Raw genomic sequence first — 18681 nt, forward strand, 5'->3', positions numbered from 1 at the left:
TTCGCCTTACCGCCCGGGCCGCCGCCTGTCGTGCTGGTTCGCCGCCTGCCTGCTGCTGCTGGCTGCGTTGGCGGCACGGGCCGAGGCGCCAGTCGGTACCCTGGGCATCGTCGGCTCCGACACCCTGGCCGGGCTGATGCTGCGCTGGGGCGAGCAGCTCGGCGACGCCCATCCAGGCATTCGTTTGCAGCTGCTGGCCAGCGGCTCGGCCAGTGCGCCGCCCGCGCTGACCGCAGGCACCACGCGGCTGGGACCGATGTCGCGGGCCATGAGCGACCGTGAGCGCGAGGCCTTTATCGCCACCCACGGCTACCCGCCGGTGGAGATCGAGGTGGCTCGGGATGCGCTGGCGGTCATCGTGCATCGCCACCATCCGTTGGACAGCCTGAGCCTGGCACAGCTCGATGCGATCTTCTCGCACACGCGCCGCTGCGGCGGAGAGGCGCCGATCGAGCGCTGGTCCGCGCTGGGGGTGACGGCGCCCGCCGGCAGGATCCAGCTGCATGGGCGCAACCGCGCCTCGGGCAGCTACGGCCTGTTTCGCGAGCGCGCTCTGTGCGGCGGCGAGTATCGGCGCCGCCTCAACGAGCACTCCGGCTCGGCCGCCGTGGTCGCCGCCGTCACCGAGAGCCTGGACGCCCTGGGCTATGCCGGGCTTAATCACCTGACCCCGGGGTCAAGGTGCTGACGCTGACCGATGCGCAGGGGCGCGTGCACCGGCCCGATGCCGCTTCGGTGCAGCGTGGCGACTACCCGCTGGGGCGCTCGCTCTTCGTCTATGCCAACCTGCCGCCGGGTCAGGGCCTGGCGGGGCCGGAGCGCGCCTTCTTCGAGCTGGTCCTGTCGCCCCGCGGCCAGGCCACGGTGACGGAGCTGGGGTTCGTGGCGCTGCCCGAGACCGTGGTCATGCAGCAGCGGCGCCGGCTGGGGCTGGACGACCCCTAGCACCGGCTGTCATTCAACTGTCATCAAGGCGTCTTACTCTTCTGTTCATGACCGAACCTCCCGCCTTTCCCGCTTCCTCCCGCTTCCGTCGACGCCAGTTGCGCGATCGGCTGGCCGGCGTGCTGATTGCCACCGGCGGCATTGCGGTGATCGCGGCAGTGATGGCCATCGGGGCCTTCCTGGCCGTGGAGGTGCTGCCGGCGCTCTTCGCCGGCAGGCTGGACCCGGCGTCGATCCGCCTGTCGCTGTCGCCGCTGGCTTGGGGCACGCTCAAGGCCGCCTTCTGGGCGCTGGTCTTCGCCATTCCCCTGGCGCTGGGGGCAGCCGTGCATTCGTCGCTGTACATGTCGCAGCGCCTGCGCAGCCACCTGAAGCCGACCCTGGAGCTGATGGAGGCGCTGCCCGGGGTGGTGATCGGTTTCGTCGCGGGGCTGGTGCTTGCGCCCTGGATCGAACGCCACCTGGCCGGGGCGCTGGCGCTGCTGCTGACCCTGCCGTTGACCGTGCTGCTGGTGGCCGGGGTGTGGCGCCGGCTGACAGCGCGGCTGCGCCAGCGCGCACCGCTGGCCTGGGCCGGGCTGTGGCTGCTGCCGTGGCTGGCAGCGGTGGCCTTCGCCACTCTGGCGCTCTCCCCGTGGCTGGAGGCGAGCCTCTTCGGCGGCGATCTGCGCGCCTGGCTCGACAGCCGCTTCGGCCTGGACTACGCCACTCGCAATGCCATGATCGTCGGCCTGGCCATGGGCTTTGCCGTCATGCCCAGCGTCTATGCGCTGAGCGAGGAGGCGCTGTCCGGGGTGCCGGCGAGCCTGGGCGAGGGCGCCCAGGCGCTGGGCGCGACCCGCTGGCAGACCCTGTGCCGGGTGGTGCTGCCGGCCGCGGCACCCGGCGTGTTCGCCGCCGTGATGATCGGCACCGGGCGCGCCGTGGGTGAGACCATGATCGTGCTGATGGCCAGCGGCAATACCGCGCTGATGAGCCTGAGCCCGCTGGAAGGCATGCGTACCATGGCGGCCGGCATCGCCGTGGAGCTGCCCGAGGCGATTCCTGGCAGCCAGCCCTACCTGCTGCTGATCCTGGCGGCGCTGCTGCTTTTCCTGTTCACCTTCCTGGTCAACACCCTGGCCGAAATCGTGCGGACGCGGCTGAGGCGCCGCTATCGCTGGCTGGGCAGCGCACCGTGAAGGGTCGCCTGCCGCGTTCGGAGGGGCCCTGGGCCTGGCTCTGTGCCGCCAGCGTGGCCCTGTCGCTGCTGCTGCTGGGCGGTCTGCTCACGCTGATCGCCGTGCGCGGGCTGGCGCTGTTCTGGCCGGCCCCGGTGGAGCTGGTGGCGCTGCATGACGGCGAGCGCCTGGCTGGGCGCGAGATCCGCGAACTGCCGCTGCCCCTCGGCGAAGGTCGCGAGCGGCTCTACTTCACCGCCAACCGCGACCTGGACGGCCATGTGTGGCGCTGGGTGGCGCTGCACGAGATCGCCCGCACCGAGCGCCCCGAGGCGCTGGTCGTGCTAGAGCGCCAGCGCTACGGCGACTTCATCGGCCGGCTGCTGGCGATCGAGCTGGCCGGCGGTGAGCGCTATGGGCAGGAGGCGGCCTGGCCCGCGCTCGAACGGCGCCTGGCCGCGCTGCAGGCGCTGCGAGATGAACGCGAGCGCCTGCGCCGGGAGGCGCTGCGGCCGCTCGTTGCCCACCTGGAGCGAAACCCCGGCGATCGCCAGGCGCAGCAGGCGCTGGCCGAGCTCGATGCGCGCCTTCAGCGGCTGCAGGAGGCGATGCGCGGCGACGTGGCGGTGCTGGAGAGCGTCGACGGGCGCCGCCTGCACCAGCCGCTGGACGAGGTGCTGGCGGCCACCCGGCCCAACGCCATGAGCGGGGCGGCCAAGCTGGCGGCCTGGGCGCGAGGGGTGTGGCGCTTTCTCTCCGAGGGGCCGCGGGCGGCCAACACCGCCGGCGGGGTGTGGCCGGCAATCTTCGGCACGGTGCTGATGGTGATGCTGATGTCGCTGCTGGTGACGCCCTTCGGCGTGCTGGCGGCCATCTATCTCAACGAGGTCGCCCACCAGGGCCGCCTGACCCACCTGGTGCGCATCGCGGTGCGCAACCTGGCGGGGGTGCCGTCGATCGTCTACGGCGTGTTCGGGCTGGGGGTGTTCGTCTACGGCATCGGCGGCACGCTGGACGAGTGGTTCTTCAGCGACACCCTGCCGTCGCCCACCTTCGGCACCGGCGGGCTGCTGTGGGCCTCGCTGACCCTGGCGCTGCTGACCCTGCCGGTGGTGGTGGTGGCCACCGAGGAGGGGCTGGCGCGCATCCCGTCGCACCAGCGCGAGGGTGCCCTGGCGCTGGGCGCCACGCGGCTGGAGACCCTGACCCGGGTGGTGCTGCCGATGACGGTGCCGGCCATGCTGACCGGGGTGATCCTGGCCGTGGCGCGGGCCGCCGGGGAAGTGGCTCCGCTGATGCTGGTCGGCGTGGCCAAGCTGGCGCCTCAGGTGCCGGTGGACGGCGACTTTCCTTTCCTCCATCTTGAGCGCAAGTTCATGCACCTGGGCTACCACATCTACGACACGGCCTTCCACGGCGACGACGTGCAGGCCGCCATGCCGGTGGTCTATGCCACGGCGCTGCTGCTGGTGCTGGTGATCCTGGTGCTTAACCTGACTGCCATATTGTTGCGGCATCATTTCAGGGTGCGTCACGGTGTGCAGCCGCGCCGCTGACTCGAGGAGTCGTGCATGACCAAACCGCCTGGGCCGCTGCCTTTCGCCACGGGGTCGATCATCGACTTCCCGGCCGAGGCCAGCTGCCTGCAGATCGAAGGGCTGACGCTGGCCTACGGCGGCAAGCCGGCGCTCAAGGGGCTCACCCTGCGCGTTCCCCGCCACCGCGTCACGGCCTTCATCGGCCCGTCGGGGTGCGGCAAGTCGACCCTGCTGCGTGCGCTCAACCGCCTGCATGACCTCAACGACGAGGTCAGCCACGCCGGGCGGATCCTGCTCGAGGGCCAGGACATCCACGCGCCGGAGGTGGCGGTGGACGAGCTGAGGCGGCGGGTCGGCATGGTGTTCCAGGTGCCCAACCCCTTCCCCATGTCGATCTACGAGAACGTGGCCTTCGGGCTGCGCCTGCTGGGCGGCATGCGCAAGCGGCAGATGGACGATACCGTCGAGTGGGCGCTCAACGCCGCCGCGCTGTGGGACGAGGTGAAGGATCGCCTGCGCGCCTCGGCCTGGTCGCTCTCGGGCGGCCAGCAGCAGCGTCTGGTGATCGCCCGTTCGCTGGCGGTACGCCCCGAGGTGCTGCTGCTCGACGAGCCCGCCTCGGCGCTGGACCCGATCTCGACGCTGAAGGTCGAGGAGCTGATCCGGCGGCTGAAGTCGCAGCTCACCCTGGTGCTGGTCACGCACAACATGCAGCAGGCGGCGCGGGTGTCGGACTACACCGCCTTCCTGCAGCACGGCGAGCTGGTGGAGTACGCCCCCACCGACACGCTGTTCACCAACCCGAGCCTGAAGAGCACCGAGAACTACATCACCGGCCGCATGGCCTCGACGCGGCCGCTACGGCGGCCCGAGGAGGAACCCATGGATATCACCAGCGACACCCATAGCCAGCATATCTCGCGCCAGTTCAACCAGGAGCTGGAGGCGCTCAAGACCCAATTGATGACCATGGGGGGCCTGGTCGAGCAGCAGGTGCAGGAGGCGGTGCAGGCGCTGCTCGAAGGCGACAGCCGCCTGGCGGAGAAGGTCCGCGACCGCGACCGCGAGGTCAACGCCATGCAGCTCAAGATCGACGACGAGTGCACCCGGGTGCTGGCCCGCCGCCAGCCGGCGGCCTCCGACCTGCGCCTGGTGCTGGCGGTGATCCGCGCCACCGCCGACCTGGAGCGGATCGGCGACGAGGCCAGCAAGATTGCACGCAACGCCCTGAGCCTGACCGAAGGCGGCGGCAGCGTACGCGGCCTGGTCGAGGTGCGCCACATCAGCGAGCACGTGCGGCGCATGCTGCGCGATGCGCTGACCGCCTTCGCCCGCTTCGATACCGAGCTGGCGCTGCAGGTGGTGCGCGAGGACGAGTCGGTCGACGATGAGTACAGCAGCGCCATGCGCTCGCTGATGACTTTCATGATGGAGGACAGCCGCGCCATCGGCCCGGTGCTCAGCGTGATGTGGGTACTGCGCGCGCTGGAGCGGGTCGGCGACCACGCCGACAACCTGGCCGAATATGTCATCTACCTGGTGAAGGGGCTCGACATTCGCCATATGGACCCGGGCCAGCTCGACGCCGGCGCCCTGGCCCGCAAGTAAGCCGCCCAAGGGAGAGCCGATGCAAGCACAGACCGCCCTGCTGCGCGGCGTGAAGCTGGTCTACCGCCGCGGCCTGCGCCGCTACGTCTACGCGCCGATTGCCATCAACCTGAGCGTCTACGCGGCCATGCTCTACTACGTGGTCACCCGCTTCGGCGACTGGCTGGCGGCCTGGCTGGCGCTGGTGCCGGCTTGGCTGGTCTGGCTCGAATGGCTGCTCTGGCCGCTGTTCGTGGTCAGCCTGGTGCTGATCGTGTTCTTCACCTTCTCGCTGGTGACCCACCTGATCGCCGCGCCCTTCTACGGCTTTCTGGCCGCCAAGGTGGAGGTCGAGGCCACCGGCCGCCCGCCGCTGGACGACCGTGGCCTGGCGCGTACCGCGGTGGACGCGCTGGGCCGCGAGCTGGTCAAGCTGGGCTACATCCTGCCGCGCATGCTGGCGCTGTTCGCGCTCAGCTGGGTACCGGGCCTCAATGTCCTCGCCCCCTTGCTGTGGGCGCTGTTCTCGGCCTGGATCATGGCCATCACCTACCTCGACTACCCGATGGACAACAACAAGGTGAGCTTTGCCGACATGCGCCGGCGGCTGGCGGCGCGCTCCTGGCAGACCCTTACCTTCGGCGGCTGGGTTACCCTGATTACCTGGCTGCCGCTGGCCAACCTCTTCCTGCTGCCGGGCGCGGTGGCCGGCGCGGTGCTAATGTGGGAAAGCCACTACCGCGGCCTGCCGAGCGAGGCGCTGAGCGGCGGCGCTCAGTCGGGCCGGGAGGGCGTGGCGGCGGGGCTGGGCGTGGTCGACGCAGCAGAGCCGGCGGTAACGGCGACCAGCCGTGCGGCGGGAAACACGCAGCGGAACAGGGCGCCCTGGCCGGGGTGCGACTCGATCTCGAGGCTGGCGTCGTGGCGCAGCAGCACGTGCTTGACGATGGCCAGCCCCAGGCCGGTGCCGCCGGTGGCGTTGCTGCGGCCCTTGTCGACCCGGTAGAAGCGCTCGGTGAGTCGCGGCAGGTGGATCGGGTCGATGCCTTCGCCGTTGTCCTCGACCTCGAGGCAGGCCCCTGGGGGTGCGGGCGCCAGCGCAGCTCGATGCGGCAGCCTTCGCCGGTATAGCGCACCGCGTTGAACAGCAGGTTGGACAGCGCGCTGTGGATCTCCTGCTCGCTGCCGAGCAGGCCCCGCGGCTCGCTGATCGAGAGCGTGATCCGCTGGCGCCCGGCCGACAGCGCTTCGCCGTCGCGCTGGATGCGCGCCAGCAGCTCGGGCATCGCCAGCGCCAGGTGATCCTCGCCGCCCTGGTCGATCTCCAGCCGCGACAGCAGCAGCAGGTCGTTGACCAGGTTCTGCATGCGCGCGGTCTGCTCCTGCATGCGGCCAAGCCCCTTGGCCAGGCGCGGCGGCAGCAGCTCGGCGGTGTCGGCGTAGGTTTCCAGGTAGCCGGCCAGTACGGTCAGCGGCGTCCGCAGCTCGTGGGAGACGTTGGCGACGAAGTCGCGGCGCATCTCCTCGAGGCGGTGCAGGCGGGTGATGTCGCGCGCCATCACCAGGCGCTCGTCGTCGCCGTACAGGGTGATCTGGAACTGCAGCACCCGACGCTCGTCCACCGGCGAGGTCAGCGTCAGCGGCTCCCGGTAGGCCCGGGCGTTGAAGTAGGCCACGAAGCGCGGGTCGCGGATCAGGTTGGTGATGTGCTGGCCGCGGTCGTGGGCGGGCTCCAGCCCCAGCATCGCCTCGGCGGCGCTGTTCCACCACTCAAGGTCGCCGTGGGGGTCGAGCATCACCACGCTGTCGCGCATCGCCTCGGAGGATTCCTGGATGCGCTTGAGGGTCGCCTGCAGGCGGCCCTGGGTGTGGCGCTGACCCTTCTGGTAGCGGTAGAGGCGATCGAACAGGTCGCCCCACAGGCCGGCGGCGGCGGGCGGTTCGTCGTGGGGGCGGCGGATCAGCCAGTTGCGCAGGGCGTGCAGCTGGCGCAGGTGGTAGGCCAGGCAGGCGGCCAGGCCCACCGCGAGCCCCAACCCCGGCGCCGAGAACAGCCAGCCGACCAGGCTGCCGGCGGCTCCCAGCAGGCCGATGCGCCAGACCTCCCGGCTCCAGGGGCGCACGTCAGCCCTTGTTGGAGAAGCGGTAGCCGGTGCCCCGCACAGTCTGGATCAGGTGCTGGTGGGCGTCGCCCAGGGCCTTGCGCAGGCGGCGGATGTGTACGTCCACGGTGCGCTCCTCGACGTAGACGTTACCGCCCCACACCTGGTCGAGCAGCTGGCTGCGGGTGTAGGCGCGCTCCTGGTGGGTCATGAAGAACTGCAGCAGACGGTACTCGGTGGGGCCCATCTCCAGCGCCTGGCCATGGGCGCTGACGCGATGGCTGACGGGGTCGAGCTGCAGGCCGTCGACCTCCACCGGCTCCTCGACGCCGCGCGGCGTGGTGCGCCGCAGCACCGCCTTGAGCCGGGCCACCAGCTCGCGGGGCGAGAACGGCTTGGTGATGTAGTCGTCGGCGCCGGCTTCCAGGCCGAGGATCTTGTTGTCCTCTTCGCTCTTGGCGGTCAGCAGGATGATCGGCAGCTCGCGGGTGGCTTCCTCGCGCTTGAGCCGGCGCGCCAGCTCGATGCCGCTGGTGCCGGGCATCATCCAGTCGAGCAGCAGCAGGTCAGGCTGATGGTCGATGATCATGGCGTGGGCGCTCTGGGCGTTGGCCGCTTCCAGCACGCGGTAGTCTGCCATCTCCAGCGCGACGGCGATCATCTCTCGGATCGGCGCCTCGTCATCGACGATCAAAACGGTCTTGGCAGTCATCCCGTTGCCTCATGTTGCGTGACGTTCGATGACGATATCACCACGTTATCATGACAGTAGGATGACATGGCCGCCAGCGCTCAGCCCAGTTCGGGCCACAGGCTCAGCGCGATCCCGGCGAACAGCAAGAGCCCCGACCAGTGGTTGTTGAGAAAGGCCTGGAAGCAGCGCTCGCGCTCGCGCGTCCTGATCAGGAACTGCTGGTGCACGAAGGTAGCCGCCATGCCTGCCAGGCCCAGCCAGTAGAACAGGCCAAGCCCCAGGCGCACCCCGGCCCAGCCCAGCAGGCCCAGCGTCACCAGCTGCAGCAGGCCGATCATGGCCCGGTCGGCGCGGCCGAACAGCACCGCAGTGGACTTGATGCCGATCTTCAGGTCGTCGTCGCGGTCGACCATGGCGTATTGGGTATCGTAGGCCACCGTCCAGGCCACGTTGGCGGCGAACAGCAGCCACGCTTCGAAGGGCACCTGGCCGAGCACGGCGCCGAAGGCCATGGGAATCGCCCATGAGAAGGCGGCACCCAGGAACAACTGCGGCAGGTGGGTGTAGCGCTTCATGAAGGGATAGATGAAGGCCAGGGCCACGCCCACCAGCGACAGCAGCACGGTGAACAGGTTGGTGAACAGCACCAGCACGAAGGCGGCGGCGACCAGGGCGGCGAACAGCAGCTTGGCCTCGCGCTCGCTGATGCGCCCGGTGGCCAGGGGCGGTTTCGCGTGCGCTTGACGTGGCCGTCGAAGTGGCGGTCGGCGTAGTCGTTCACCACGCAGCCGGCCGCACGCATCAGGTAGACCCCGGCGACGAAGATCAGCAGCAGGTGGCGCTCGGGCAGGCCTTCGGCGGCCACCCACAGCGCCCATAGTGTCGGCCACATCAGCAGCCAGGTACCGATGGGGCGATCCAGCCGCATCAGCTGCAGGAAGTCGGGCAAGCGGGCCAGGCCGCTGGGGTGGAGCAACGAGCGATCCATCGAGTCCTCCTTATGCAATGACGTTTATCCTAGCGTGCGGGAAGGCCGAGTTCCTCCGCCATCGCGTCGAGGAAGAACTCCTGCACCAGCACTGCAAAGCGGCCGTGGCGGAACACCGAACGCCGGCCCCAGGGGCCGTCCAGCGCATGGAAGGGGCGCTGGCGCGGGTGATCTCGATGGGGCTGCGCTCGAGGTCCGGCTGGCGGAACAGCCAGCTGCCCAGCGAGCGCTCGCCCAGCCGGTCGAGGCGCTGGCCGCGCAGCAGCGCCAGGGAGGCCACCGAGCGCGCCACCACCCAGGGGCGCTCGTCGAGGCACAGGGCGACCTCGCGGCGCCATGCCAGGCGGTCGCAGGGCAGGCCGAGGGCCTGGGCTTCGTCGGGCCGCGGCCGGTCGAGGCGCTGGTCGAGCAGGCGCACGCGAAAGCGACGCTCGGCGCCGGCCGCGATCAGGCGGGCGGTGAGCGAATCGCGCGAGGCTACCCACTGCCACCAGCCCGGGCTCATGGCAGGCCGGCTCGCCGCCAGCGGCCGCCAGATGGGGTAACGGTGTGCATGGCCTTGCTGCGCCGTGGGGGTCCGGCCACCGGCTCTCTCCGGGTCGACTGGGGGCGCATAGTGTAACATGCGGCCTTGCCACGATTCCTCGTGCAGGGCCGCATGTCGCGGTCCCGGCAACCGGCAGGGAGTCCCATGACCGCACCTCTGATCCTCATCGGCTCCGGCATGGCCGCCATCGGCCTGGCGCGCCAGCTGCGCGCCCTCGACCCCGAGCGTGCGCTGACCCTGATCACCGCCGACAGCGGCGACGAGTACGCCAAGCCGCTGCTCTCCACCGGCTTCGCCAAGCGCCTGCCGCCGTCGCGGCTGGCCGTGCGCTCGGCCCTGGCGCTGGCCGACCAGCTGGGGGCGGTGGTGCGCACCCACACCCGCGTCGAGGCCATCGACCCCCAGGCCCGCATCCTGCAGCTTGGCGCCGAGCGGCTGCCCTATGGCACGCTGGTGCTGGCCACCGGAGCCGCGCCCGCGGTGCCGTTCGCCGTGCCCGCTGCCGTCGCTGCTCGCGTGCACACCATCAACGACCTCGATGACTATCGGCGCTTCCATGCCGCCCTGGAGGCGCTGGGGCGGCCGGCCCGGGTCGCCATCATCGGCGCCGGCCTGGTGGGCTGCGAATTCGCCAATGACCTGCTCGTCGGTGGGCATGCGGTGAGCCTGGTGGCGCCAGAGCGCACGCCGCTGCCGCGGCTGCTGCCCGAGCCGCTGGGGCGTGCCCTGGGGAGCGCCTTCGCTGCGGCGGGCATGGCCCTGCGCCTGGGACGTGGCCTTGAGGCATTGGAGAGCGTTGGCGCCGATGTCGTCCTGCGGCTCGACGACGGCACTGGGCTTGAGGCGGACCTGGTGCTGGTGGCCACCGGGCTACGGCCGCGCACCGAGCTGGCGGCAGCGGCGGGGCTGGCGACCTTGCCGGCCGGCATTGTGGTCGACCACTACCTGGCCACCTCGTCGCCCGGCATCTTTGCCCTTGGCGATGCGGCCTGCGTGGCAGGGGTCAACGCCATGTACGTGCCACCGCTGCAGGCTAGCGCCAAGGCGCTGGCCCGTACCCTGGCCGGTACGCCCACCGCCGTGCACTACGCCGCCTGGCCGGTGGTAGTGAAAACCCCGCTGCTGCCGGTGGTGGCCTATCCGCCCGCCGAGGCACCGGCGCGCTGGCGCATCGAAGGGGAGGAGCCGACCTGGCCGCCTTCGCCGAAACCCAGGACGAGCGTTTGATCGGTTTTGCGTTGACAGGCGCCAGCGTGCGGCGGAAAGTTGAGCTGGCGCGAGCCGTGCCGCCGTTGCTAGGCTAGTCTCGTCGGCGCCGCGGGGCTTTCCCGCGGGCAAACTGACGAACACCTCGCTTGACGCTTTCCAGGAGCAGGGGCGATCTTCACACGCGGATCACCACACGCAAGGGAACGAGCTCTCCGGCAAAGCGGTGGGCGGTTTGCGATCCATTCGACGCGCTGATAACAACACCACGGCATCCATGCCGGCAACCAGCCAATACCAGGAGGGCTTTTATGCGCAAGCCAGAACTTGCAGCGGCCATCGCAGAACGGGCGGAACTTTCAAAGGACAAGGCCAGCCAGGTGCTGAACGTCATTCTCGACGAGATCACCGGCAGCGTGGCCCAGGGCCAGGACGTCTCGCTGATCGGCTTCGGTACCTTCACCGTGCGCGAGCGTGCCGCTCGCACCGGCAAGAACCCGCAGACCGGCCAGCCGCTGGCCATTCCCGCCAGCAAGACCGTGGCCTTCAAGCCGGGCAAGGGGCTCAAGGATGCCGTCGGCAAGGGCTGATGCCCGCCCGCGTGCCGTCACCCTGCGGCCTGCCCCGGCAGGCCGTCGCCCGCCTGCCTGTGAGTCGATCCCATCATGAAGCTGCGACTAATGCTCTGGCTGCTGGGCCTGCTGCTCAAGCGCGCCTCGCGCCGCAAGCCGCAATTTCGCCAGCAGCTGGCCGAGCTGCGACGCCTCGACTGGGGCATCGCCACCGAAGACCTGTCGGTCGCCCGCCACTACCGCATGTCGCCGCACGGCATCCGCAGCGGCGCGGGGCTGCCGGTCGACCTCGACCTGGAGCTGCGCTTCGAGGATGAAGCCACCGCCTTGGCGGTGCTGCGCAAGCCGACCCAGCGGGCCTTCCTTGACGGTATGATGGCCGGCAAGGTGCGCCTGGTCGGTGACTCGGGTGATCTCAACAAGCTGCAAAAGCTGCTCAAGCACCTCTGATGGCGTGCCGTGCGTCTGCTCACCGCGCCCTGCCCGCCTTCCGGGCGGATTCCTGCCATGGCATCCCAGCCGGAATCGACCATGTCGTCCCATGACAGCGTGTGGCAAGCCTCGCTCGAGGACTTCTGCCACGCCATCGAGGCGCGCTCCATGCCGGGCTGCGGCGCGGCGGCAGCGGTGAGTGCCGGGATCGGGCTGGCGCTGGTGCTCAAGGGGCTGCGGCTCGGCGAGGAAACGGCAGAGGCACCCGGGCGCAGCGCCCTGATCGCACGTGGCAATGCGCTGCGCCAGCGGCTTGCGCACCTGGCCGACGACGATATCGCCGGCTTCGAGGCCTACCTGGCGGCGCAGCGGCTGCCCCACCGCACGCCTGGGCAGGCGCGGCAGCGAGACGAGGCGCGCCAGCAGGCGCTGCTGGCGGCCTGCCGCGTGCCGCTGCAGATCGCCCGCGGCTGCTGCGACGGCCTGGCGCTGGGCAGCGAGGCGCTGGCGCATACCGCGGCGGCGCTGCAAAGCGACACCCGCGCCGGGCTGCAGCTGCTGGCTGCCGCCTTCGATGCGGTGCTGGTGGGCCTCGACGACAACCTCCCGGGTCTGGCGGACTCTCAGCAGCGCGCCGACCTCGCCGAAGAGCGCGACCGCCTGCGACAAGAGGCCGAGCGCCGACGACCCTGACCTCCTATGCCTCCTTCACTCTCGCTTTCGCTGCGGCGCCTGTGGACGCTGGACAAGTTCGCCTACAGCCTGCGGGTCTTCCTCGCCTTCAGCGGTGCGCTGTTGCTGAGCTGGTCGCTGGCCGACTTCGCCCTGGTGCTGCCGCTATTCCTCGGCATCATCGCCAGCGCCCTGTCGGAGACCGACGACAGCTGGCAGGGCCGCCTGCAGGCGCTGGCGGTCACCCTGGTCTGTTTTGCCGTGGCGTCGTTTGCGGTGCGCTGGCTGTTCCCCTGGCCCTGGCTGTTCGCGCTGATGCTGGGGCTGTCGACGTTCGTGCTGGTGATGCTGGGGGCGGTAGGGCAGCGCTACGCCACCATCGCCTCCGGCACGCTGATCCTGGCGATCTATACCATGATCAACATCGAGCAGCAGGGCGGCGGCGCGCACGACAGCTGGGCCCAGACCCTGCTGCTGCTGTCGGGCGCCGCCTGGTACGGGGTGATCTCGGTGGTGTGGTGCGCGCTATTCTCGCGCCAGCCGGTCAAGCAGAGCATGGCCCTGCTCTATCGCGAACTGGGCCGCTACCTGATCCTCAAGTCGGCGCTGTTCGAACCGCTGCGCGGGCTCAACCTGGAGGCGCGCCGGCTGGCGCTGGCGCGACAGAACGGCCGCGTGGTGGAGGCCATGAACCAGGCCAAGGAGATGATCTTCCGCCGCCTCGAGGGCCAGCGCGGCAATCGCCAGCTCAATCGCTACCTGCGCGTGTACTTCATCGCCCAGGATATCCACGAGCGGGCCAGCTCGTCGCACTACCCCTATGCGCAGCTGACCGAGGCTTTCTTCCACCACGATGTGCTGTTCCGCTGCCAGCGCCTGCTCGACCAGCAGGGCCAGGCCTGCCGGCGGCTGGGCAAGGCACTGCTGCTCAATCGACCTTTCGAGCATGCCCAGAGCGAACAGGCGCTGGCCGATCTGCGTGCCTCCATCGCTCACCTCAAGGCCATGCGCAACCCGGCCTGGCGCGAGCTGATGCCGCCGCTGGGCGGCCTGGCCGACAATCTCGCCACCTTGGAACAGCAGCTGGCCCAGGCCCACAATCCCGACGTCGACGACGGGTTGGGCGATCCCAGCCTGTTCAATCGTTCGCCGGTGACCCTCAAGGAGGCCTGGGAGCGCATCCGCCTCAACCTGACGGTGGGCTCGCCCACCTTCCGCCACGCGGTACGCCTGCCGCTGGCGCTGCTGGCGGGCTACGCGCTGCTGCAGCTGATCCAGCCGAGCCAGGGCTTCTGGATTCTGCTGACCACGCTGTTCGTCTGCCGCCCCAACTTCGCCGCCACGCGCCGCTTTCTGACCCAGCGCATCCTCGGTACCGTGCTCGGCCTGGTGGCAGGCTGGGCGCTGATCAGCCTGTTCCCCGGCATGCTGACCCAGACGCTGATCGCCGTGATGGCCGGGGTGACCTTCTTTGCCAGCCGCGAGAAGCACTACGTGCTGGCCACCGCCGCCATCACCCTGATGGCGCTGAGCAGCTTCAACCAGGTCGGGCATGGCTTCGATCTGATCTGGCCGCGGCTGTTCGATACCCTGATCGGCGCGCTGATCGCGGGGGTGGCGGTGTTCTTCATCCTGCCCGACTGGCAGGGGCGGCGGCTGCATCGCCAGGCGGCCGCCACGCTGGAAGCCAGCTGCCATTACCTCGACGAGATTCTGCGCCAGTATGAGAGCGGCAAGCAGGACGACCTCGCCTACCGCCTGGCGCGGCGCAACGCGCATAACGCCGATGCCGCGCTGTCGAGTCTGCTGGCCAACGTGCTGCAGGAACCCGAGCCCTACCGTCGTCACGTGGCCGATGATGGCTTCCGCTTCCTGGTGCTGTCGCACACCCTGCTGGGCTATCTCTCGGCGCTGGGGGCGCACCGCCAGCGGCTGGGCGAGGAGGCCGACGATACCCGGCTGCTGCCGGTGGCACGTGGCATCGTGGCGTACCTGCAGCAGCTGGCGGCAGGTCTGGCCCGGCGCGAGATGAGCGACGGGCTGGCCGAGCAGCGCGAGGCGCTGATGGCGGCGCTGGAACAGGCGACCCAGGCCTTTGCCAGCGATGCGGCGGACGACGGCTACCACCCGCTGCACATGCCGCTGCTGCTGATCGTGCGCCAGCTGGCGCCGCTGACCGAGGCCGCGCAGCGCCTCAGCGTGCGGCGCCAGCGCGGCGACGGGCCCGCTGCGCTGGCGGCCACCGGCTAGCCGGGCGGGCTACACCTGACCGTAGCGCCCCGCCTCCTCACCCAGCCAGCGGCGGATCAGCGGTGCGCTGGCCTGCGGGTGGCTGGCCAGCAGCGCTTCGGCTAGCGGTGGGATGCGTTCCAGCAGGTCGGCGTCGCGCTCCAGGTCGGCGATCTTCATCTGCGCCAGGCCCGTCTGGCGGGTGCCGAGCACCTCGCCCGGCCCGCGCAGCTCGAGGTCCTTCTCGGCGATGCGAAAGCCGTCGGTGGAGTCGCGCATCACCGCCAGGCGCTCCCGCGAGTGGGCCGACAGCGGCCCGTGGTAAAGCAGCACGCAGAAGCTCTCGGTGGCGCCGCGCCCGACCCGGCCGCGCAGCTGGTGCAGCTGGGAGAGCCCCAGCCGCTCAGGGTTCTCGATGATCATCAGGCTGGCGTTGGGCACGTCGACGCCGACCTCGATCACCGTGGTGGCCACCAGCAGGTCGAGCTCGCCGTGCTTGAAGGCGTCCATCACCGCCGCCTTCTCGGTCGGCTTCATGCGCCCGTGGACCAGGCCGATGGCCAGCTCCGGCAGCGCCTCGGTGAGCTCGTCGCGGGTCGCCTCGGCGGCCTGGCACTGCAGCGCGTCCGACTCCTCGATCAGGGTACACACCCAGTAGGCCTGGCGCCCCTCGGCGCAGGCGTGGCGGATGCGCGCCACCACCTCGGGGCGACGCTCGTCGGGCACCACCACCGTTTTCACCGGCGTGCGTCCGGGCGGCAGCTCGTCGATGACCGAGACGTCGAGGTCGGCGTAGGCGCTCATGGCCAGGGTGCGCGGGATCGGCGTGGCGGTCATCACCAGCTGGTGCGGCGTGAGCCCGCCCGCTTCGCCTTTCTCGCGCAGCGCCAGGCGCTGGTGCACGCCGAAGCGGTGCTGCTCGTCGATGATCGCCAGGCCCAGGCGCTGGAAATGCACGTCGCCCTGGAACAGCGCATGGGTGCCTACCACCATGCGCGCGCGGCCGTCGAGGATGGCGGCCTTGGCATCGAGCCGCGCCTTGCCCTTGAGCTTGCCGGCCAGCCACGCCACCTCGATGCCCAGCGGCGCGAACCAGGCCTTGAACGTCTGGTAGTGCTGTTCGGCGAGGATCTCGGTGGGGGCCATCATCGCCGCCTGGCAGTCGCCGGCGAGGGCCGATAGCGCGGCCATCGCCGCCACCACCGTCTTGCCCGAGCCAACGTCGCCCTGCACCAGCCGCAGCATGGGCACCTCGCGGGCCAGGTCCGCCCCGATCTCGTCGAGCACGCGGCGCTGGGCGGCGGTCAGCGAGAACGGCAGCTGGGTCAGGAAGCGCGCCTGCAGGCTGCGTCCGGAGGGCAGCGCCGGTGCACCATCCTGCTGAATCTTCAGGCGTACTTGGCGCAGGCTGAGATGGTGCGCCAGCAGCTCCTCCAGCGCCAGGCGGCGGCTGGCCGGGTGCCGGCCGCTGGCCAGCAGCGTCGGGTCGGCGTCGGGCGGCGGCTGGTGCAGCACGTGCAGGGCCTGGTGCAGCTCGGGCAGCTCGAAGCGCTGGCGCAGCGCCGGGGAATCCAGTCGGGCAGCGCATCGGGGCTGGCCTCGAGCCGCGCCAGGGCCTGTTCGATCAACGGCCGCAGGCGCGCCTGGTGCAGCCCTTCGGTGGTGGGGTAGATCGGCGTCAGGTGGTCCTCCACCGGCGGGGCGTCGGCGCTCAGCAGCCGATACTCGGGATGATAGATCTCGAGCCCCGTGGCCCCGGCGCGGGCTTCGCCGAAGCAGCGCACCCGGGCGCCGGGGCGGAACTGCTGCTGCTGGGCCGGGGAGAAGTGGAAGAAGCGCAGGCTGAGGATGCCCGAGCCGTCGCGCAGGCGCACCAGCAGGCTGCGGCGTCGGCCCTTCACCACGTCGCTGGCCGAGACCTCACCCTCCACCACCGCTTCGTGGCCGGCGCGCAGGGTGCCGATCGGCGTGATGCGGGTGCGGTCCTGATAGCGCAGCGGCAGGTGGAAGAGCAGGTCGGCTACCTGCGCGATGCCGAGCCGGGTCAGCTTCAGCGCGACCGCCTCGCCCACGCCCTTGAGCTCGCTGACCGGCGCCTCCAGCGCGTTGGCGTTGGCGCTCATGCCGGTTCGGGCAGCTCCACGTGGCACTCGGCGATGGCGTTGGTCACCGCATCGATCGCCTTGGGCCGCGGGAAGCTGGCGCGCCAGGCGATGGCTACGGTGCGTGATGGTGCCGGGGACGCGAAGGGGCGGCTGACGAGCATGCCGCTTTCGTAGTGGCCGGTGCCGATGGCGGAATGGGGCAGGATGGTGATGCCGAGGCGCGAGGCCACCATGTGGCGGATCGTCTCCAGCGAGCCGCCCTCGGCGGTCAGGGTATTGTTCGGGCTGTTGAGCTGATGGCTGATGGCCGGGCAGGCCTCGAGGATCTGGTCGCGGAAGCAGTGGCCTTCACCGAGCAGCAGCAGGCGCTCCTTAAGCAGATCCTCCTTCTCGATGCAGTCACGCTGGGCCCAGGTATGGTCGGCTGGCATCAGCACCTCGAACTCCTCCTCGTAGAGGGCCTTGGTGACCACGTCGGTCTCGGTGAAGGGCAGCGCAATGAGGATGGCGTCGAGCTCGCCGGTCCTCAGCTTGCGCCGCAGGTTGGCGGTGAAGCCTTCTTCGATGTAGAGCGGCATCTGCGGTGCGCTGCGCGTGAGTGCCGGGATCAGGTGCGGAAAGAGGTAGGGGCCGATGGTGTAGATGGCGCCGATACGCAGGGGCTGGCCAGCTGATCCTTGCCGGCATTGGCCAGTTCCTTGATCATGCTGCTCTGTTCAAGCACGCGCTGGGCCTGCTCCACGATCTTCTCGCCAAGAGGGGTGATCTGCACGGTCGACTTGGAGCGCTCGAACAGGGCCACGCCGAGCTCTTCCTCGAGTTTCTTGACGGCCACCGACAGGGTCGGCTGAGAGACGAAGCAGCGTTCGGCGGCACGGCCGAAGTGACGTTCCTGCGCCAAGGTTACGATGTAGCGAAGTTCTGTTAGAGTCATGTCTGGTGCCCCTTGGGCATCCTCTCGGACGATAGATGACTTTCAATAGGGACTTTTTATCAGGGGGCGAGAGAAAGGTGAAGAAAACCACACTGATTCTGGGCTGCGGTGACATCGGCATGGTGCTGGGTCGCGAGCTGCTGGCCGCCGGCCATCAGGTGATCGGTGCCCGCCGCAACGTGGCGGCGCTGAAGGGTACGGGCATCAAGCCGCTGCCGCTGGACCTGAGCGACGAAGAGGCGCTTGCCGCGCTGCCGGATGCGGACTACGTGGTCTACATCCTCAGTGCCGACCGCTTCGACGAAGCCTCCTATCGCGCCGCCTACGCCGACGGCCTGAAGGCGGTGCTGCGTACCTACGAGGCGCGCGCCAAGGCGCCCCGGCGCATCCTGTTCGTGTCGTCCACCAGCGTGTACGGCCAGAAGGACGGCGAGCAGGTCAACGAGACCAGCCCGGCCGACGCCAAGGGCTTTTCCGGCAAGGTGCTGCGCGAGGGCGAAAGCGCGCTGTTCAAGAGCCCGCTGACCGGCACCGCGGTGCGCTTCTCGGGCATCTACGGCCCGGGGCGCGACCGGCTGATTCGCCAGGTGCTCGAGGGCCGGATCGCGCCCAAGACGCCGCCGATGTACTCCAACCGCATCCATCGCGACGACTGTGCCGGCGTGCTGGCACACCTGATCGCGTTGTGCGAGGCCGGTAAGCCGGTCGATGAACTCTATCTGGCCAGCGACTGCGCGCCGGAGCCGCTCTACGACGTCATGGCGTGGATGGCGAAGCAGCTCAAGGTCGAGCCGACGGAGGTGATCCAGGCGCCGCTGCGCAAGCGCTCCAGCAAGCGCTGTGACAACACCCGCCTGTGCGAGACGGGCTACGCGTTCCGCTTCCCCAGCTATCGCGAGGGCTATGCCCAGGTGATGCAGGAGGGCGGCTTCCTGGCCGAACCGGTTTAATCGCACGGCGCCTGCCGTGC

Annotated in this window: 12 protein-coding genes and 7 pseudogenes; 13 read left to right on the forward strand and 6 right to left on the reverse strand. The window is 70.0% G+C overall.

The genetic code is table 11. The features are described from left to right. Positions 1 to 67 precede the first annotated feature (67 nt). The 7 genes and pseudogenes from ACUDAL_RS16655 to cysZ form a co-directional block, all read left to right on the forward strand. On the forward strand, positions 68 to 688 hold the full coding sequence (locus ACUDAL_RS16655; protein WP_444678912.1) for a substrate-binding domain-containing protein: 621 nt from the start codon (positions 68 to 70) through the stop codon (positions 686 to 688). After that, positions 682 to 945, forward strand: a complete 264-nt coding sequence (locus ACUDAL_RS16660) for a hypothetical protein (protein ID WP_444678913.1) — start codon at positions 682 to 684, stop codon at positions 943 to 945. The genes ACUDAL_RS16655 and ACUDAL_RS16660 overlap by 7 nt, the downstream gene beginning before the upstream one ends. Before the next feature lie 47 nt (positions 946 to 992). Further along, the gene (locus ACUDAL_RS16665; protein ID WP_444678914.1) at positions 993 to 2126 is read left to right on the forward strand and encodes an ABC transporter permease subunit; all 1134 of its coding nucleotides are present in this window, start codon (positions 993 to 995) and stop codon (positions 2124 to 2126) included. Then, entirely contained in the window at positions 2123 to 3661 is a 1539-nt protein-coding gene (gene pstA, locus ACUDAL_RS16670) for a phosphate ABC transporter permease PstA (protein ID WP_444678915.1), read from the forward strand. Before ACUDAL_RS16665 ends, pstA begins: the two co-directional genes overlap by 4 nt. Before the next feature lie 15 nt (positions 3662 to 3676). Continuing rightward, a pseudogene (pstB, locus tag ACUDAL_RS16675) lies at positions 3677 to 4486 on the forward strand (phosphate ABC transporter ATP-binding protein PstB); the annotation flags it as partial. A 39-nt stretch (positions 4487 to 4525) separates the two neighbouring features. Continuing rightward, the gene (phoU, locus tag ACUDAL_RS16680; RefSeq protein WP_444679419.1) at positions 4526 to 5251 is read left to right on the forward strand and encodes a phosphate signaling complex protein PhoU; all 726 of its coding nucleotides are present in this window, start codon (positions 4526 to 4528) and stop codon (positions 5249 to 5251) included. 19 nt (positions 5252 to 5270) lie between these two features. After that, a pseudogene (gene cysZ, locus ACUDAL_RS16685) lies at positions 5271 to 5978 on the forward strand (sulfate transporter CysZ); the annotation flags it as partial. A 26-nt stretch (positions 5979 to 6004) separates the two neighbouring features. Here cysZ and phoR read toward each other — a convergent pair. From phoR to ACUDAL_RS16705, 4 genes and pseudogenes are all read right to left on the reverse strand, one after another. Continuing rightward, a pseudogene (phoR, locus tag ACUDAL_RS16690) lies at positions 6005 to 7353 on the reverse strand (phosphate regulon sensor histidine kinase PhoR). A gap of 1 nt (position 7354) precedes the next feature. After that, complete coding sequence (gene phoB, locus ACUDAL_RS16695; protein ID WP_444678916.1) at positions 7355 to 8044, reverse strand: phosphate regulon transcriptional regulator PhoB; 690 nt, start codon at positions 8042 to 8044, stop codon at positions 7355 to 7357. 80 nt (positions 8045 to 8124) lie between these two features. After that, positions 8125 to 9014 (reverse strand): annotated as a pseudogene (gene ubiA, locus ACUDAL_RS16700) (4-hydroxybenzoate octaprenyltransferase). A gap of 10 nt (positions 9015 to 9024) precedes the next feature. Continuing rightward, on the reverse strand, positions 9025 to 9519 hold the full coding sequence (locus tag ACUDAL_RS16705) for a chorismate--pyruvate lyase family protein (RefSeq protein WP_444678917.1): 495 nt from the start codon (positions 9517 to 9519) through the stop codon (positions 9025 to 9027). Between the two features lie 186 nt (positions 9520 to 9705). Between ACUDAL_RS16705 and ACUDAL_RS16710 the strand changes: the two are divergent. The 5 genes and pseudogenes from ACUDAL_RS16710 (at position 9706) to yccS (ending at position 14693) form a co-directional block, all read left to right on the forward strand. Next, positions 9706 to 10865: pseudogene (locus ACUDAL_RS16710) on the forward strand (NAD(P)/FAD-dependent oxidoreductase). Positions 10866 to 11078: 213 nt separating this feature from the next. Further along, positions 11079 to 11357, forward strand: a complete 279-nt coding sequence (locus ACUDAL_RS16715) for an HU family DNA-binding protein (protein ID WP_010625919.1) — start codon at positions 11079 to 11081, stop codon at positions 11355 to 11357. Between the two features lie 75 nt (positions 11358 to 11432). Next, positions 11433 to 11789: a hypothetical protein gene (locus ACUDAL_RS16720; protein ID WP_444678918.1), complete on the forward strand. Its 357-nt coding sequence runs from the start codon at positions 11433 to 11435 to the stop codon at positions 11787 to 11789. 57 nt (positions 11790 to 11846) lie between these two features. Further along, positions 11847 to 12464, forward strand: coding sequence for a cyclodeaminase/cyclohydrolase family protein (locus tag ACUDAL_RS16725; protein ID WP_444678919.1), 618 nt, complete (start codon positions 11847 to 11849; stop codon positions 12462 to 12464). 6 nt (positions 12465 to 12470) lie between these two features. Next, positions 12471 to 14693, forward strand: coding sequence for a YccS family putative transporter (gene yccS, locus ACUDAL_RS16730; protein ID WP_444678920.1), 2223 nt, complete (start codon positions 12471 to 12473; stop codon positions 14691 to 14693). Between the two features lie 9 nt (positions 14694 to 14702). Here the strand turns inward: yccS and recG are convergent. Both recG and ACUDAL_RS16740 read right to left on the reverse strand, forming a co-directional pair. Next, a pseudogene (gene recG, locus ACUDAL_RS16735) lies at positions 14703 to 16795 on the reverse strand (ATP-dependent DNA helicase RecG). After that, positions 16792 to 17711: pseudogene (locus tag ACUDAL_RS16740) on the reverse strand (hydrogen peroxide-inducible genes activator). Before ACUDAL_RS16740 ends, recG begins: the two co-directional pseudogenes overlap by 4 nt. Before the next feature lie 77 nt (positions 17712 to 17788). Between ACUDAL_RS16740 and ACUDAL_RS16745 the strand changes: the two are divergent. Then, positions 17789 to 18661 carry an NAD(P)H-binding protein gene (locus ACUDAL_RS16745; RefSeq protein ID WP_444678921.1) on the forward strand — a complete coding sequence of 291 codons (873 nt, stop codon included), beginning with the start codon at positions 17789 to 17791 and terminating at the stop codon, positions 18659 to 18661. The last annotated feature ends 20 nt before the right edge of the window (positions 18662 to 18681 follow it).

Source organism: Halomonas sp. E19 (assembly GCF_052439355.1).
Classification (GTDB): domain Bacteria; phylum Pseudomonadota; class Gammaproteobacteria; order Pseudomonadales; family Halomonadaceae; genus Halomonas.

Excerpts from the sequence above, each read along its gene's own strand:
- ACUDAL_RS16665 (WP_444678914.1), top strand. The coding sequence starts at position 993 with ATGACCGAACCTCCCGCCTTTCCCGCTTCCTCCCGCTTCCGTCGACGC.
- phoU (WP_444679419.1), top strand. The coding sequence starts at position 4,526 with ATGGATATCACCAGCGACACCCATAGCCAGCATATCTCGCGCCAGTTC.
- phoB (WP_444678916.1), bottom strand. The coding sequence starts at position 8,044 with ATGACTGCCAAGACCGTTTTGATCGTCGATGACGAGGCGCCGATCCGA.
- ACUDAL_RS16705 (WP_444678917.1), bottom strand. The coding sequence starts at position 9,519 with ATGAGCCCGGGCTGGTGGCAGTGGGTAGCCTCGCGCGATTCGCTCACC.
- ACUDAL_RS16715 (WP_010625919.1), top strand. The coding sequence starts at position 11,079 with ATGCGCAAGCCAGAACTTGCAGCGGCCATCGCAGAACGGGCGGAACTT.
- ACUDAL_RS16720 (WP_444678918.1), top strand. The coding sequence starts at position 11,433 with ATGAAGCTGCGACTAATGCTCTGGCTGCTGGGCCTGCTGCTCAAGCGC.
- ACUDAL_RS16725 (WP_444678919.1), top strand. The coding sequence starts at position 11,847 with ATGGCATCCCAGCCGGAATCGACCATGTCGTCCCATGACAGCGTGTGG.
- yccS (WP_444678920.1), top strand. The coding sequence starts at position 12,471 with ATGCCTCCTTCACTCTCGCTTTCGCTGCGGCGCCTGTGGACGCTGGAC.